At 38.4% G+C, this 15692-nt stretch carries 11 protein-coding genes, 1 pseudogene and 2 riboswitches; all 12 genes and pseudogenes read right to left on the bottom strand.

Annotated features, from left to right (window positions below):
• Nucleotides 1–2: 2 nt before the first annotated feature.
• Nucleotides 3–914, bottom strand: coding sequence for an ArsR/SmtB family transcription factor (locus bsdcttw_RS12390; RefSeq protein WP_225903643.1), 912 nt, complete (start codon nucleotides 912–914; stop codon nucleotides 3–5).
• Between the two features lie 296 nt (nucleotides 915–1210).
• Entirely contained in the window at nucleotides 1211–2626 is a 1416-nt protein-coding gene (lpdA, locus tag bsdcttw_RS12385; protein ID WP_185255182.1) for a dihydrolipoyl dehydrogenase, read from the bottom strand.
• Between the two features lie 38 nt (nucleotides 2627–2664).
• Nucleotides 2665–3663 carry a lipoate--protein ligase gene (locus bsdcttw_RS12380; RefSeq protein ID WP_185255181.1) on the bottom strand — a complete coding sequence of 333 codons (999 nt, stop codon included), beginning with the start codon at nucleotides 3661–3663 and terminating at the stop codon, nucleotides 2665–2667.
• A 116-nt stretch (nucleotides 3664–3779) separates the two neighbouring features.
• A complete protein-coding gene (gcvPB, locus tag bsdcttw_RS12375; protein ID WP_185255180.1) occupies nucleotides 3780–5228 on the bottom strand; it encodes an aminomethyl-transferring glycine dehydrogenase subunit GcvPB in 1449 nt (482 codons plus the stop codon).
• Entirely contained in the window at nucleotides 5212–6555 is a 1344-nt protein-coding gene (gene gcvPA, locus bsdcttw_RS12370; RefSeq protein WP_185255179.1) for an aminomethyl-transferring glycine dehydrogenase subunit GcvPA, read from the bottom strand. Before gcvPA ends, gcvPB begins: the two co-directional genes overlap by 17 nt.
• Nucleotides 6556–6559: 4 nt before the next feature.
• A complete protein-coding gene (gcvH, locus tag bsdcttw_RS12365) occupies nucleotides 6560–6931 on the bottom strand; it encodes a glycine cleavage system protein GcvH (protein ID WP_185255178.1) in 372 nt (123 codons plus the stop codon).
• A 92-nt stretch (nucleotides 6932–7023) separates the two neighbouring features.
• Entirely contained in the window at nucleotides 7024–8112 is a 1089-nt protein-coding gene (gene gcvT / locus bsdcttw_RS12360; RefSeq protein ID WP_185255177.1) for a glycine cleavage system aminomethyltransferase GcvT, read from the bottom strand.
• An 82-nt stretch (nucleotides 8113–8194) separates the two neighbouring features.
• Nucleotides 8195–8267: riboswitch (glycine riboswitch) on the bottom strand.
• A 3-nt stretch (nucleotides 8268–8270) separates the two neighbouring features.
• A riboswitch (glycine riboswitch) is annotated at nucleotides 8271–8355 on the bottom strand.
• Between the two features lie 108 nt (nucleotides 8356–8463).
• Nucleotides 8464–10125 (bottom strand): S8 family peptidase, encoded by a 1662-nt coding sequence (locus bsdcttw_RS12355; protein WP_185255176.1) that lies wholly within the window; start codon nucleotides 10123–10125, stop codon nucleotides 8464–8466.
• Nucleotides 10126–10389: 264 nt separating this feature from the next.
• Nucleotides 10390–11493 (bottom strand): N-acetylmuramoyl-L-alanine amidase, encoded by a 1104-nt coding sequence (locus bsdcttw_RS12350; protein ID WP_185255175.1) that lies wholly within the window; start codon nucleotides 11491–11493, stop codon nucleotides 10390–10392.
• A gap of 66 nt (nucleotides 11494–11559) precedes the next feature.
• Entirely contained in the window at nucleotides 11560–12429 is an 870-nt protein-coding gene (locus tag bsdcttw_RS12345; protein ID WP_185255174.1) for a GNAT family N-acetyltransferase, read from the bottom strand.
• A 45-nt stretch (nucleotides 12430–12474) separates the two neighbouring features.
• Nucleotides 12475–13890, bottom strand: a pseudogene (pyk, locus tag bsdcttw_RS12340) (pyruvate kinase); the annotation flags it as partial.
• Between the two features lie 534 nt (nucleotides 13891–14424).
• Complete coding sequence (locus bsdcttw_RS12335) at nucleotides 14425–15669, bottom strand: [Fe-Fe] hydrogenase large subunit C-terminal domain-containing protein (protein ID WP_185255172.1); 1245 nt, start codon at nucleotides 15667–15669, stop codon at nucleotides 14425–14427.
• Nucleotides 15670–15692: the final 23 nt, after the last annotated feature.

Raw genomic sequence — 15692 nt, 5'->3', positions numbered from 1 at the left:
ATTTAAAATATCAGTTTCATTCGTATATCCTGATGGTAGTCACCAAAGCTGCTTCCAAATAAATTAATCCCGCCAATATGTTTTGCATCTTCTTTTATTCCAAGCCTTACTGAAATAAAACCATTTGCTTCCAGATGGTAAGCGTCTATCGGAAGCTTATTTACCTGTTCCTCATCTATAAAGGTTCCTTCAGGCTTAAAAATCCAGGTTTTTAAGATGCCATACTGAGTATTCTTATCCGGCCACCAGGAAGGATTTAACTTGCCTCTTCTGCCGCCAAAATCACTGGGGCAGGTCCAGGTTCCGGCTTCTATTCCATTTACCCATAAGGTTATATCAGAGGGATAATCCATGTTGTATTCATGATCCTCTGAACAAAGTTCCATGGATACTTCCATTCCCTTCAACTGTCTACTGACAAGTAAATGGTTAGAAAAACGGTATTCCACATATCCCTTTCCAAACCACAACAGTTTGGCTGTAGTACGGTATGGGTTATAAAAGCAACGTGGTTCGTCTTCCTCGTCAATGTAACCCTTTTCACTAACAATTCCGCAAGTTGGCTCTACATAGTAATCAACATAATTGCCAATGGGCATATGAATTACTTCTGAGTCCTCTTCTCTTTCTGTTTTCATCAGAAACTCTATGGATTCCAGGGAAAGCTTGCAAATCTTCATGGAACCTCTGCTGGCAGGCACCAATTCTGTCTCGATAAGCCCTGCCTCCTCCAAAACCTTAACATGAGTTGCTGCAGAGGACTGAGGAAGCTTTAGCTGCTCAGCAATCTCATTGATGTTATAGCTATTCTTATACAAAAGGCGGATTATTTCTATCCGAGCATCGATTGAAAGAGCTTTTGCTATCAGCACCATCCCCTCTTGATTATCCAGATCCAATCGAATGGATTTCACGGATTTTATCCCTCCCTTCTCTTGCTTTATATCAAGATTATTGATATATACTTCTTTTTCTGTTATATTTAAATAATACCATAATTTGATTAAAAAATAAAGGGCTTCTCTCTATCATTCAACATTTCTACAAATACAATTTTACATTTCCCATTATAACTGACATCATAAAGTCCTAATAAAAATAAGGCAGTAACAAAATAACAGATAAATCTTAAGCAACATTTAACTGCTAAGATTTATCTGTTATCCTTGTACTGCTAATTTTGATAATAAATTATTTTTTACACTAAAAATTATTTTCGAGGCATCAGATGAATTGCTCCCGTAAGGGTGTCTGCCAAAGCCTCAGTGATTCCTTCCTCATAAGTAGGATGTGGTCTGACAGCGGTATGCATTTCTTCTGCTGTCAAGCCATTTGCTATAGCTAATGAGAATTCTCCAATCATATCCGTTGCTCTTGCACATATTATCTGAGCTCCCAACAGCTTGCCGCTTTCTTTTTCGGCTATCACTTTTATATAACTTCTTTCATCCATGGAAAGAAGTGTTTTACAATTACCTGACATAGGGTATTTACCGGTCACAAAATCTATTTCTGATTTCTTGGCATCCTCTTCCGTTAAGCCAACAGATGCAATCTCAGGATTCATATATACACAAGAAGGTATACTCTTTCTATTAATAGTCGGTTCACTTCCGGCAATAAGCTCTGCAACGGTAATACCCTGGGCAGAAGCATTATGGGCTAATTGAATACCACCGGTAACGTCTCCAACAGCATAAATACCAGAAATGTTCGTCATAAACCTTTCATCGGTCTTAATCCAGCCTTTTTCACATTCCAAAGTTACACCTGCTGACAGAAGATTATCTACATTAGCCTTTCTTCCGATACATATAAGAACAGCATCGGCAGTAAGTTCCTTTATCTTATCAGCAGCTGAAACAGTAAGCTTTAGCGTTCTGCCATGCTCTTCATCCTTTTCGATTCTTTCAAGTTTCGATTTTGTGTGGATGATAGCACCTTTTTTCTTAAGATTCATAGCGGCACTTTGAGAAATCTCTTTATCAAGGGAAGGTAATATTCTATCCGCTGCTTCTACAATCTCCACTTCCATCCCTAACTGAGTAAAGATGGTAGCAAATTCACAGCCGATAACACCTCCGCCTACAATGATTAGCTTATTGAAATCCTTCTTTCCAGCCAGAAGGTCATCGCTGGTCATAACGTAATCCAAGTCTATGCCTGGGATATTAGGCACTAATGGCTTGGAACCCGTAGCAAGGAGCAGGTTATCTGCTTCAAGAAGCCTCACTTCTTCTGATTCCTTTAAGAAGAGTTTAACTTTACCAGGGCCTTCAATTACTCCTCGCCCATAATAAACGTCTATTTTATTTGCTTTTAAAAGAGCGCCAATTCCGCTTTGTATCTTCTCTACTACTTCATTCTTTCTTTCGTACAATCTTCCCAGGTCATAGGAGATACCATCAATTTTCAGACCTAATTCTTTAAAGTTGTTGGATTCATAATAGAGATTTGAGCTATGAAGCAATGTCTTCGTAGGAATACAGCCTCTATTTAAACAGGTACCGCCAAGTTCATTTTCTTCTACCAAGGCAGTTTTTATTCCTAGCTGAGCTGCCCGAATGGCAGCCTCATAGCCTCCTGGTCCAGCTCCTATTACGATAAGCTGGTATTTTTCTTCCATGGTATTCTCCTTCTTTCCACTATTCATACTTTGCGTGTTTATAATTGTTCCTCCATCACCATATCTGTGACATTAACAAGGATATCTTTCATATTATCTTCCGCTGGTTTTAATTGGTTAAGCCGTTCTGCCATATCCCTGCTGCTGAAACGGCAGCCCTTTAACTGTTGTTCTATTTTTTCAAAGAAAGCAACTTCCATCGCATCGGAATAAACTCTTAAATCAGATATGATTCCTTTTTCAATCTGTAGTTGGATTTCAATACCACCCCATTGAAAACGTCTTTCCATACGGTAATCAAAGGAGAGTTTCTCCCCTGCAATCCATTTCCAAGAGGAGAATTTTTCAACAAGCTCATGTAGTTTTTCTTCCTCCCCGGTATCCATTATATATTTATTTACAGGCAGATTAAAACTCTTAGAAAAAGCTTTTACAAGTTCATCCCGTACCATGTTAATGGTAAGGTCTTCTCTGAACTCATTTAAGTTTACAACTCTGGCCTTTACAGAATCCACACCCTTAGAAACTAGTTTATCCCTGGATACAGTTAAGTACTTCGAAAGTTTTTCTTTGTCAATGTGAATAAGAATCGTTCCATGATGGTAAGAATGAATACCATCCGTATAATAGGCATTACCAGAGAATTTCTTTCCATCTGCCGTAATATCATTTCTGCCATTAATCTCTGCTGGGATTCCAAGTGCTTTTACTGCTTCCACAATTACTGTCATCTGCTTTTTAACGTCATAATCTTCCTTGCGTACAAGAAAGGTAAAGTTTAGATTACCAAGATCATGAAATACAGCTCCGCCGCCGGAGAGTCTTCTAACAAGCCTTCCGCCATCGTTACTTAATTCCTCTATACGGCATTCTTTCCAGGGATTTTGGTTTTTTCCGATAACCACAGTCTTTTCATTCTGCCAAAGGTATAAAATACATTCTCCTTCCCTCACATGTTCCAGAAGATATTCTTCCAATGCCAGATTTTCATAGGGATTAACACTCTCTGCAATGCAATAGCTAAGTTCCTTAATCAACCGAATTCCTCCCGAATATTATTTAAATTTTTCATCGTATATGCTCCTATTTATTGAACAATACACTTGTAAATCCTTTAAAACTATACTTGTTACAGTTTTTAAAGAACAATGCACTAGTTAATACTTCCGGTAAAATCATAACGGATCACCGGAGTCCTTGCTGCCATAACTTCGTCCGGGCGGCCTATTACTGTTTTCTTAGGACTATTTTTTATGTCTTCGGGATCATCCTTAGCTCTTTTATATAATTCTTTATAGATGGATATCACTTTGTCAAGGTTCTCTCTGCTCTCGGTTTCCGTAGGTTCCAGCATAAATGCTTCGTGAACAATTAATGGGAAATACATGGTTGGCGGATGTACTCCATAATCCAAGAGTGCTTTTGCCATATCAAGAGCGGAAACTCCTGTCTCCTTTTTAAGTTCTTCCAGACTGATAACAAATTCATGCATACAGGGACCGGAAAAAGGGGTTAAATACGTATCTTTTAAATTCTCCATTAAGTAATTGGCATTAAGCACCGCATTCTGAGAAGCCGCTTTCAAACCATCTGCACCAAGGGTTAAAATATAGGTTAGTGCTCTTACCAGTACAAGAAAATTACCATTAAAACCTCTTACTCTTCCGATGGAATCCTCCCTGTCTTCTGACAGGACATAACTGTCACCGTTTCTTTTTACTCGTGGCACGGGAAGAAAACGCGTTAATATTTTTTTGCAACCTACCGGACCGCTTCCTGGGCCTCCGCCTCCATGAGGTGTGGAGAAAGTTTTATGAAGATTAAGGTGCATTACATCAAAGCCCATGTCTCCCGGTCTTGCAATTCCCATAATTGCATTTAGGTTGGCTCCGTCATAATAATTCAAGCCGCCTGCATCGTGTACTATCTTCGTGATTTCAAGGATATTCTCATCAAAAAGTCCCAAAGTATTGGGATTGGTCAGCATAAACCCTGCCGTATCTTCACCTACTGCTTTTTTAAGAGCCTCTACATCAACGAAGCCTTTATCCGTAGAAGGTATATTTACCACCTCAAAGCCTGCCATAGCTGCGCTGGCAGGGTTAGTACCATGGGCGGAGTCTGGAACGATAATCTTGGTTCTCTTTACATCCCCTCTTTTTTCATGATAAGCCCTAATCAGCTTAAGCCCTGTGAATTCTCCATGGGCTCCGGCTGCAGGCTGCAGAGAATAATCATCCATACCGGTAATTTCACTTAATAATTTTTCTGTTTCACTAATTACCTTTAGTGCTCCCTGAACGGTAGCTGCGGGCTGAAGCGGATGTATATCCGTAAAGCCTGGTAATGCAGCCATTTCATCATTGACCTTTGGATTGTATTTCATGGTACAGGAGCCAAGGGGGTAGAATCCGTTATTTACACCGTATACCCGTTCAGCAAGCTCTGTATAGTGTCTGCTGATATCTGTTTCCGGCATAGCTTCTAAGTGAAGTTCCTTCTCCCTTTTATAGCAAGCCTTTAATTCTGTTTCAGGTACATCAAGGGGTGGCAGCAGCATGCTTCCTCTGTCTATCTTAGTCTTTTCAAATATCAGCTTCATGTAACTGCACCTCCTTAATTCTATCTATAAGCTCATCCATCTCTTCTTTGGAATTCATTTCCGTAGTACACCATATTATTTTACCGGTATCTGTGCCTTGAAGGGGGAGACCGCCTAATATACCGTATTTCTCTAACTCGTCTAAAAGCTTATCTGTATTGCCCTCATATACCGTGGTAAACTCATGAACAAAATCCCCTTCAAATGCCATTTTAAACCTTGGCAAGGAGCATAATTTTGCTGCAAGATAATGTGCTTTTGACATACTAAGAGTCGCAGCCTGTTTCAGGCCTTTTTTACCCATGGCACTTAAATAAACACTGGCTGTCAGTGCACAGAGTGCTTCGTTGGAGCAAATACTGCTTGAAGCTTTCTCTCTTCTGATATGTTGCTCTCTTGCTTGGAGGGTCAGAACATAGGCTGTTTCTCCTCTTGCATCTTTTGTCTGTCCTGCAATTCGTCCGGGTAATTTACGCATCAATTCTGAGGTAGCAGTCATAAATCCAAGATAAGGTCCGCCGTAAGATAAGGATAAGCCTAAAGGCTGGCCTTCTCCAACCGCTATATCCGCTCCATACTCTCCAGGTGTCTTTAGCATTCCTAAAAGAATAGGATTACAACTCATTACGTATCTGGCACCGGATTCCTTTGTAATTTTTCCGAGTTCCTCATAATCCTCTAATATTCCATAAAAGTTAGGCTGCTGTACCAGAAAACAAGCTGTTTTATCGTCTAACATCTGCTGTAACGCCTGCTTGTCGGTAACTCCCTCTTTAGCCGGCACCACGAAAATCTCCGCACCGGTACCATGGAGATAAGTCTTTACCGTTTCAATTATCTGCGGGTTCATAGCACCACTAAGAAGTACCCTGTTTCTTTTTCGCTCACGGCACATAATAACCGCTTCTGCCGCGGCACTGCAGCCATCATATACGGAGGCATTCGCCACATCAAGGCCTGTAAGCTCACAAATCATAGTCTGAAATTCGAAGATTGCCTGAAGGGTTCCCTGACTTATCTCTGCCTGATAAGGAGTATAAGCGGTCATAAATTCTTCCTTCGATGCTACCTGCTTCACAATAGAGGGAATGTAATGCCTGTAAGCTCCACACCCTCGAAACAGGGAAGAAAACACCTTATTCTCTCCTGCAATCTTAGATAATTTTTTCTTAACCTGCAATTCGCTGATACCGTCTGGAATATCTAGAGCTCTGCCCAGTAATACTTCTTTTGGTATAGTAACAAAGAGATCCTCCATACCGGTATAGCCTAAGGATTTTAATATTTCCTCTTGCTCTGTTTTTGTGTTCGGCACATAGGTTCCCATTCGTTTATTCCTCCCCGTTTATAAAGCGTTCATACTCCTCTTTTTCTAACAGCTCTTCTTTGTCTGTAATCTCTTCAAAAATTACAAACCAGGATTCATAGGGTTCGGAGTTAATATAATCCGGATGATCTAAGAGTTCTTCATTGATTTTTTTCACAGTACCGCTTACAGGACTATAAACTTCCGATACTGCTTTTACTGATTCCACATCTCCTATGCTCTCACCTGCATTAATCTCATCACCTTCTTCAGGAAGATTTACAAACACCAAATCTCCCAATTCCTTTTGTGCATAATCCGTAAGACCAACTTTTGCAGTTGTTTCATCCAAAAATTCCACCCATTCATGTGTTTTGGTAAATAATAATTTGCTCATAAAATTCCTCCATTTGTTTTATATATGTTTTTTAGTCATACTATTGTCAACTGCCTGTTATAACTCTAGCTATAAAACCGCTTAACTATTTCTTATTTTACAGTGTTTTTATAAAAGGGCAGAGGAGACGCTTCTGCTTCAACTTTTTTTCCTCTGATTTCCACTGATAGCAATGCTTTTTCATCATAGTCCTTCGTAACAATCGCCATAGCTCCCGGATATCCCAGGTATGGTAAATGTGTGCCGGAAGTAGTGTATCCGATTAGAGTATCACCAGCATATACAGGGCAATTTTCCCTTGCAATTCCGCGTCCCGTTATACGAAGTCCTATACGTTTTCTCCTAGGTTCTCCGCGATTTAGTAGTCCTTCTTTTCCGAGAAAATCCTCTTTGTGAAATTTAACAGCAAAGGATAATCCGGTTTCAAGAGGTGTAATGGTTTCATCCATTTCATGCCCAAATAGCGGCATCGCAGCTTCCAGCCTCAAAGTATCCCTTGCACCAAGTCCACAGGGAATTACACCATACTCCCTGCCGTTATCAAGTATCAGTTCCCAGAGTTTTTCCCCGTCTTCTTTCTCTACATATAGTTCATAACCCATCTCGCCGGTATAACCGGTTCTTGAGATTAGTGCATTGATTTGGCCTATCTTAACATTCTCCTTAAAGGTATAGTATGCCACGGGTATATCGGAGACCTGGCATAGCTTAGACATTATTTTTTCCGCTGCCGGCCCTTGTAATGCTATTTGTGCAAGTGAATCAGAGGCATCTTCCATCTGAACATCTCCAAAAAGATGTTCGGATATATATTTTACATCTTTTTCACGGTTTGAGGCATTTACCACTAAGAGATAAGATTCTTCCGCTCTTTTATATACCAAAAGATCATCCACTACTCCACCGTCTTCATAGCACATAGGACTGTATTTTACCTGTCCGATATACATATTAGAACAATCATTGGTCACAAGCATTTGAACATTTGCCAATGAATCTTTGCCTTTCAGAAAAATTTCCCCCATATGGGAAACATCGAACAAACCAGCTGATTTTCGAACTGCCATATGTTCTGTAATTACACCGGTTTCATATTGAACCGGTAAAAGATATCCCGCAAAAGGTACGATTTTACCGCCATACTTGATATGACTTGCATAAAGAGGTGTTTTTTTATCCATGCTTTTTCCTTTCTTTGTTACAAATTCTCAACACTTATGTTTTGACCGCAAAAAAAAGGCGTACTAAATAAACTTAGTACGCCTCCGTTTTTTTACCTGAAAGATTCCCTCTAAAATGGTAGAGGTTGCTTCGTCGGTGCTTGCGCTCTCCAGAGTATCGTCCGAAATTGGTCCTTTTGCCTGAGAGTTTTTGCGAATCCCCTTCGGCGCTATGTACACCACAGTCTCTCCCAATTCCATCATCCGATTTTATTTTATTGTCTATATTGCTAAACGATATTCCTATATTAATATGATAAAAGCTAATAGTCAAGAAAAACATCTAAATATTATTATTCTTAAGCTTATATTTTATTGAATATAACCATAACCCCATTCCGGATTTGGATATAGAATGTTTTTTTGCCTGGTTGCATTAATTAATAAAGTGTTTTTTACAGCAGCTGTATTAATAATTGTTTCTGCCTTTCTGTCTAAGCTTTCTCCTATAATTCCTGCACAGATACCGGCTGTATATGCTATCGACATGCTGCTTCCGGATATAGGTTCAATGGAGTTAAAAATAGTGGGGGCAAGAAGATTTATGCCAGGAGCTGTAATAGAGGGTTTTGGAAGACCTGTGGTTGTAAAGCCTTTACCAGTAAATGAGGCCAGGGTTATTGTAACAGGTTCAAATGTATTTATGGTGATAGGAAATTCTGCATTACCTGGGCTGGAAATTGTGGTAAAAGGATTTGAATTATAAAAGAAAGTTTCATCGGTAATAAAGTTACGAATCGGAAGCCATATATGGAATTCCGACTGTAAATTGTCGGTACCGGAGACGATAAACTTCCAAATTCCCTCAATCATATTTCGGAATCGAAACATAATTAATTGCTGTTCGGAATAGGTTTCACTGTTATATCGATCAATAAATATAACTGTTTCCTGATAAATGACATTAATATTTTGCTGAGGAGAAAAATCTGCATGTATCTCATGTATATTAGTTCCGTCTGGAGCAATAATCTTAACATTTAAAAGACTTGGAAGAAACCCCCACATCTCGGCAGTAAAATTCTTATCTCTTTTTCCCACCTGTAAATATACCGTATCTGTAGGATTATCAGCTTGCAGATTCTTATAATAATGATGCCCCTGATCCCCTTCATTTCCGGAAGCCATTAACATGCATATCCCAACTTGATTCGCATTTTCGTTCAAGTAGTTACATAAGATGTCTTCTCCTTTATGAGAACTTTGAGAAGAACTTAGTCCTATACATATTACCACTGGTTTACCCAATTTAGTGGCATTGCGTATTAGATATTCTATCCCCATCATAATGTCATTTTGTTGGTAACATACAGCTTCATTTGGAATTCCATAAAAATCTTTCAAATACTTTTTGGCTGTTTTTAATTTCACAATTGCCAGACCTGCTCCAGGAACTACACCGATAGAACCGGCCATATTATTGGACAGACCTGTTGCAACACCTGCCATAGCAGTTCCTTCTCCGATTATATCTGTGGATGGAACTACCGTTAAAGGGTTTTCAGCTTGTAATGCCATATTGATGTCTTCCGAGGTGTATTCGCTTCCATAATAGAATCCCTCCGGATACCGGGGACTATCTATTGTCTGATCCCATAACAGTTCGATTTTGGTCGTTCTATCCTCCATAATAAAAAGCGGGTTTCTGTAATCAATTCCGGAATCAACTATTCCAATTAGAACCCCATTACCAGTATTTTCACCGCTGTAGACATTGTGAGCGCTTACTCCTTCTGCATTTCCATTGACAAATGCAGTCAATCCGAAGCATTTAGGAATATAAGGGTATCCAAATTCCTGAATTGCATTATTATTAAAGTTCGTAACAGGTATATGAAGCACTGCATATTTTTCGTTGATAAGATTATACGTGCTATTCTGATACCTTTCAAAAAAGCTTAGTTTATTATCATACTCCACAACAAAATCAGCATACTCCTCACTAATTATCATATGCCTATCCCTATCATTCATATTATACCGGCTCCCTTGGCATACTGTATCTCATATTCCTGATAGCTCCCCTATTCCTCCCCATCCGCCTGCAGATGAGGCGCTGCCAAAAATCAGGTAAACACCATTTTTTATTTCTAATTTATGTTAAATTTGTTAAAATCGTTCCTGTATTGAATTATTTAGAAAACATTTTAAAAAAAAGTCAATAAAAAAAATATATAGAAATTACAAGTAAAAGGATTGATGCAATTTATCTGCTAAATTCGCATCAACCCTCAATTTTTATCTATTTCCATTCCTTACAATTAATGTACTGTATCCTTGCTGTCTTAAAGTATCTTCCGCTGCTTGTGCCTCATCCAGCGAATCAAATTCGCCGGTCACAACGGCATACAGTTCTCCCTGACTTATGATATCGGCCATATACCCTGCCTGATTTAAATTATTAACCAGATTTCTTGCATTATTCCCATCTCTGAACAAACCAAGCTGTATATGGTAAGTCGGCTGTTCTTCCTGGCCTTCGCCTATCTGGTAATCTGTATCAATTTCAGACTCCTCATGTTGCCCCAAATTACTGTTAGGATTATTGCTGTTATTCATGTTATTATCCATATTACCATTGGTATTATTCCTATTTTTGTTGAAATTATCATTCATGTTACCGTTCATATTTCCGTTAAATTCATCATTCATGTTACCGTTCATATTTCCGTTAAATTCATCATTCATGTTACCGTTCATATTCCCGTTGAATTCATCATTCATGTTACCGTTCATGTTTCTGTTTCTGTTATCCATCATGTTATCTGTATCTTCATTATCATTAGATGGTTCACCTTCATTAGTGGGCGGAACACCAAGAGAATCTAATATTGCTGTTGCAATTGCATAAGAGATTTCGTCAAATCTCTCATCGAATAGTGTGTTATCTGAATCTGAATTGATGAATCCGACTTCAACCAGTACGGAGGGCATAACTGTTCTTCTTAGTACTGCAAGATCGGTTCTAACAGCAATACCAAGATCGGTAAACCCTAATTCTTCAAGCTCTTTATTTAGGTTCTCTGCGAGCTGTCTAGAAGGGTCATTCATATTATAAACCAAAGACTGCACCCCGCTGTAGGTATTTGGTGTTTGGCCGGAATTTCTATGAATGGATACAAAATAATCTGCTGGTACCATATTCGCCATATAAGCCCGTTCCAAAGGGGATACGTAGACATCCTCTGTCCTTGTAAATAAAACATTTACACCATTGCTGTCCAATATCTCACCAACAGCAAGGGCTAGGTCAAGGTTATCATACTTCTCCATTCTTCCGAAATAAACCGCACCATTATCATAACCGCCATGTCCGGGATCCAGAATGACTGTATAAGCCATATAAGCCTCGTATAATCTTTTAACACTATCTTATGCCATATACAGCCATTTGTGACTGTAACACTTTTATATATCCAGATAATAATAGTCGTATTCTTCTAGAATATCAAATCCCGTTTTTTTATATAGAAGAAAGGCCTCCTGTCTTTCGCTTTCTACCTGAAGAAGCACTTTTTCTTTACCTTCTTCTTTATAGATGTTTAAAACATGGTTTAGAAAACTCTTTCCGTAACCCTTCCCACGATATCTTTTAATAATACCAAATCCAAAGATGGAGACAGAAGAATTATGCTGATATATACTTAAAGTTCCGGCTGCCTTCCCCTTAATATAAGCCAAATATGTGTGATAATCAGTAGAATCCAACGATTCATTCAGCAGTTCTTCAATCTGTTCCTCTTCCCAGTTAAATATCTGTTGGAAAGTTTTGATACCTTCATTTCGATTAATGTTTGTTAAATCTGTAACAATAATATCATCCATTAAACCAACATCTTCTCTTTTTTCTTTTGCTTTATAATTATAAGCCATTAAATAATCAGACCTTCCCATATCCGCACCAAGGTCAACTACACATGCTTTACCATCTTTACTTTGGTACTCAACAACGAAAGCTATCTGTGAAACACCGAACTTCTTTAACTCTTTGCATGCTGCATTAAAAAGAACTTTAAAATAACCCTGTCTTCGATATGAAGGCAGGGTATATGCTGTGATTTCGGCTTCCGATTCAAAAGGCTGAAATATAATCAGGACACTTAACAGTTTATTCTGTTCATAATAACAATAAAAACTGTTAAGCTTTGCATTGTAATTATCTTCTTCCTTTAAATCCGGCTGTCGTTTAAGTTCGTCGTATTCATTGCAGATAGCTATTAGTTTTTGAATATCTTCTTTTTGAATATCATTTAAACTATGAAGTATCAAAACTGCCATATGCTCTCCGCTCTATACTTTATTTTAATTATTAATAAAATGACTTCCTGCAATATGAACCTTGATAATATTTGTTGTTCCTGAGGTTCTAAGAGGTACTCCGGCTGTAATAACAGTAAGTTCACCATCGTGCAGATAACCTTTTCCTTCAACCTTTGATATCGCATGATCAAATAACACGAAAGTATCCTGTTCTTCCTTTATCATAAGAGGTTTAACACCCCAGGATAAATTCAATTGCCTGCATACATGCTGCTCTGTTGTACAACCGATAATCGGGCAGGAAGGACGGTATTTGGATATCATTCTTGCAGTCTGGCCGGACTTGGTTACTGTAATAATAACGGCAGCATTCAGATCATGTGCTGTTGTGCAGGTTGCATGAGAAATTGCATCGGTTATACTAGGATTCTTTTCAGCTTCTAATAATTTAAAACGCTTTTTATAATCGATATCCTGCTCGGTTCTAATAGCAATACGAACCATAGTTTTTAATGAATCTACCGGATATAAACCTGCTGCTGTCTCACCGGAGAGCATGATAGCACTGGTTCCGTCATAGATAGCATTTGCAACATCTGTTGCTTCTGCTCTTGTAGGTCTGGGATTCTTCATCATAGAATCCAACATCTGGGTAGCAGTAATTACCTGTTTACCAGCATTATATACTTTTTTAATAATCATTTTCTGGATAACAGGAACATCTTCTAAAGGTATCTCTACACCCATATCACCTCTGGCAATCATAATTCCGTCAGCTGCATCGATTATCTCATCAATATTTTCAACGCCTTCCATGTTCTCTATCTTAGCGATAATATTGGTAGTTGTGCAGTTATACTCAGCCATAATCTTGCGGATTTCCATAATATCAGCTGCATTTCTTGTAAAAGAAGCTGCAATAAAATCATATCCGTTTTCAATAGCAAAGATAATATCATCTCTGTCTTTAGCGCTAATAAAAGGCATTGTAAGCTTTGTTCCGGGTACATTTACACCCTTGTTATCTGAAATAGCTCCATCATTTTTTACAGTACAGATAATATCTGTATCCGTAAGCTCTTCAACGGTAAGTTCTACTAAACCGTCATCAATAAGTATAGTAGAGCCTACATTAACATCCTTAACCAGATGCTCATAATTTATATATACACACTCATTTGTTCCTTCAATATGTCTTGTGGTAAGTGTGAAAGTCTGTCCTTTGACCAGTTCAATCCTTTTATCTGTGAATTTACCAATACGTATTTCAGGACCCTTTGTATCCAGCAATGCTGCTATGGGGATGTCCAATTCCTCCCTGATTTGTCTTAAACGAACCAAACGGTTATAATGTTCCTCATGGTCTGCATGGGAAAAATTAAACCTTGCACAATCCATTCCTGCTAAAGCCAACTCCCTCATTACATCTCCCTTGTCTGTTGAAGGGCCTAATGTACAGATTATTTTGGTCTTTCTCATGTGCTTATCCTCCTTGTGAAATTAATTAATTATTTCAAATCACCTTGGATACAGATTACAATTTCCGCAAAATAATATAATTTCTGTCTGCTGAAAACATCTTAATCCTAAACCTATTCACCTACTGTAACTGTATGAAACTTTATTAACTTTCACACCAATTCAATCGGAACATGGAAAATTCCAAAGATTACTCCGATTTTAAATTACGGGATAATGATACACCATTTTTTATAATAAATCTACAGCAAATTTATTTATTGTTTCTATTTTCAGAGTATTTTACATATCTCCTTTTGTCTATACATAAACATTACAAATAATTGCAATAAAAATTACCTTTATATAACAATTATACACATAGGAAAGGAACACTAATCAAAATATCATTGTTAATTATTTAACTATTATACTTATCAAAATCTCAATCGGAAAGCTTGACAGGGAGATTTTGATATTTAAAACAATTTTCCAGCTTACAAAATAGAACAATATAATAAATTCTTTCCGGCATCAGGTTTATACTACTTAAACTTAATCTCTGAAATCTCTTGTAAATATGTCGCTGTGTTCGAGCAGACTTTCTACTGTATCAAAACCAAGACGGTGAAGCAGCTCTATGACATAGGGGTTGTCTATCGGTGTTTCGTAAGCTGCTTTATCACCGTAATCATTAACATGCCGTTTTCCTTCGGCCTTATCAATCATAACCTTTGGTCCGCCTACACACCCGCCAACACATCCCATTCCTTCAAAGAAGTTGGCATCTGTCTTGCCTTCAATCAGATCATTAATCATCTGTTTACAAGCCGGAACGCCATCAGCTTGTTTCGTCTTAATATGAATCTTTCTGTCAGGACTTAACCGATCCAGAGTTTTTTCTACTGCTTCACTTACGCCACCTGTTCTGGCATAGATTCGGCCTGCCCTGGATGAATGGTCTTTCTCACTATCTTCCATAGAAGCTGGGTCAATTCCTGCAAATTCAAAGATATCCTGTACTTCCTGAAAGGTAAGCACAAAATCAACGGCATCCTTAATATCTTTTTCTCTGGCTTCCGCTTTTTTTGCAAGACAAGGTCCGATAAAGATGGTTGTGGCATCCGGATGGATAACCTTTATTGTACGTCCGCATGCGACCATTGGAGATACAGCTCCAGGTACATGTGGCATCAGATCATGATACACCCTCCTGATCATTCCTATCCACATAGGGCAGCAACAGCTGGTCAGCTGATAATCTCTTTCTGTCACAATATTTTTATCAAATTCCAAAGCTTCTTTTAATGTCAGTATATCTGCAAAAAGAGCAACTTCAATCATTCCGGCAAAACCCAGATACTTAAATGCATTTCGAAGCTTTCCAGGGGTTACATCTTCATTAAACTGTCCTAAAAATGCTGGTGCAATCAATACATACACTGGACCTTTTGCCTGATGGAGAGCTGATAAAGCCGGCAGTATATCTCTGCTTGCCGTAAGCTTGTCTGCCTTACAGGCATCCACACAAGCACAACAACCCACACATTTATCCTTATCAATTATCAATTTTCCGTTCTCATCTTTTGTAATTGCTTCAAAGATACAGTTATCAATACAGGAGGATGGTCCGTTAGATGGACAATTACACTCACCTATCTGTAATATAGGAGGATATTTTTCTGGGTTTAACAGGCAATCAAGATGATGGGGGTCATAGTCATCGTAATTGTTTTCACCCTCTTTTTTTTCAACATAGTCTTTCGCAAGCTTACGGTAGAGTTCATCAAATCTTGTCATAAAGCACCTCTCTTTTGAACCTT

Source organism: Anaerocolumna chitinilytica (assembly GCF_014218355.1).
Taxonomy (GTDB): domain Bacteria; phylum Bacillota; class Clostridia; order Lachnospirales; family Lachnospiraceae; genus Anaerocolumna; species Anaerocolumna chitinilytica.
The sequence above is the reverse complement of the archived record's forward strand: the minus strand, read 5'-3'. Positions and strand labels throughout refer to the sequence as shown.

What these genes read in the sequence shown, in the direction of transcription:
- lpdA (WP_185255182.1), bottom strand. Translation starts at nt 2,626, where the DNA reads ATGGAAGAAAAATACCAGCTTATCGTAATAGGAGCTGGACCAGGAGGC.
- gcvPB (WP_185255180.1), bottom strand. Translation starts at nt 5,228, where the DNA reads ATGAAGCTGATATTTGAAAAGACTAAGATAGACAGAGGAAGCATGCTG.
- gcvPA (WP_185255179.1), bottom strand. Translation starts at nt 6,555, where the DNA reads ATGGGAACCTATGTGCCGAACACAAAAACAGAGCAAGAGGAAATATTA.
- gcvH (WP_185255178.1), bottom strand. Translation starts at nt 6,931, where the DNA reads ATGAGCAAATTATTATTTACCAAAACACATGAATGGGTGGAATTTTTG.
- gcvT (WP_185255177.1), bottom strand. Translation starts at nt 8,112, where the DNA reads ATGGATAAAAAAACACCTCTTTATGCAAGTCATATCAAGTATGGCGGT.
- bsdcttw_RS12355 (WP_185255176.1), bottom strand. Translation starts at nt 10,125, where the DNA reads ATGAATGATAGGGATAGGCATATGATAATTAGTGAGGAGTATGCTGAT.
- bsdcttw_RS12350 (WP_185255175.1), bottom strand. Translation starts at nt 11,493, where the DNA reads ATGGCTTATACAGTCATTCTGGATCCCGGACATGGCGGTTATGATAAT.
- bsdcttw_RS12345 (WP_185255174.1), bottom strand. Translation starts at nt 12,429, where the DNA reads ATGGCAGTTTTGATACTTCATAGTTTAAATGATATTCAAAAAGAAGAT.
- bsdcttw_RS12335 (WP_185255172.1), bottom strand. Translation starts at nt 15,669, where the DNA reads ATGACAAGATTTGATGAACTCTACCGTAAGCTTGCGAAAGACTATGTT.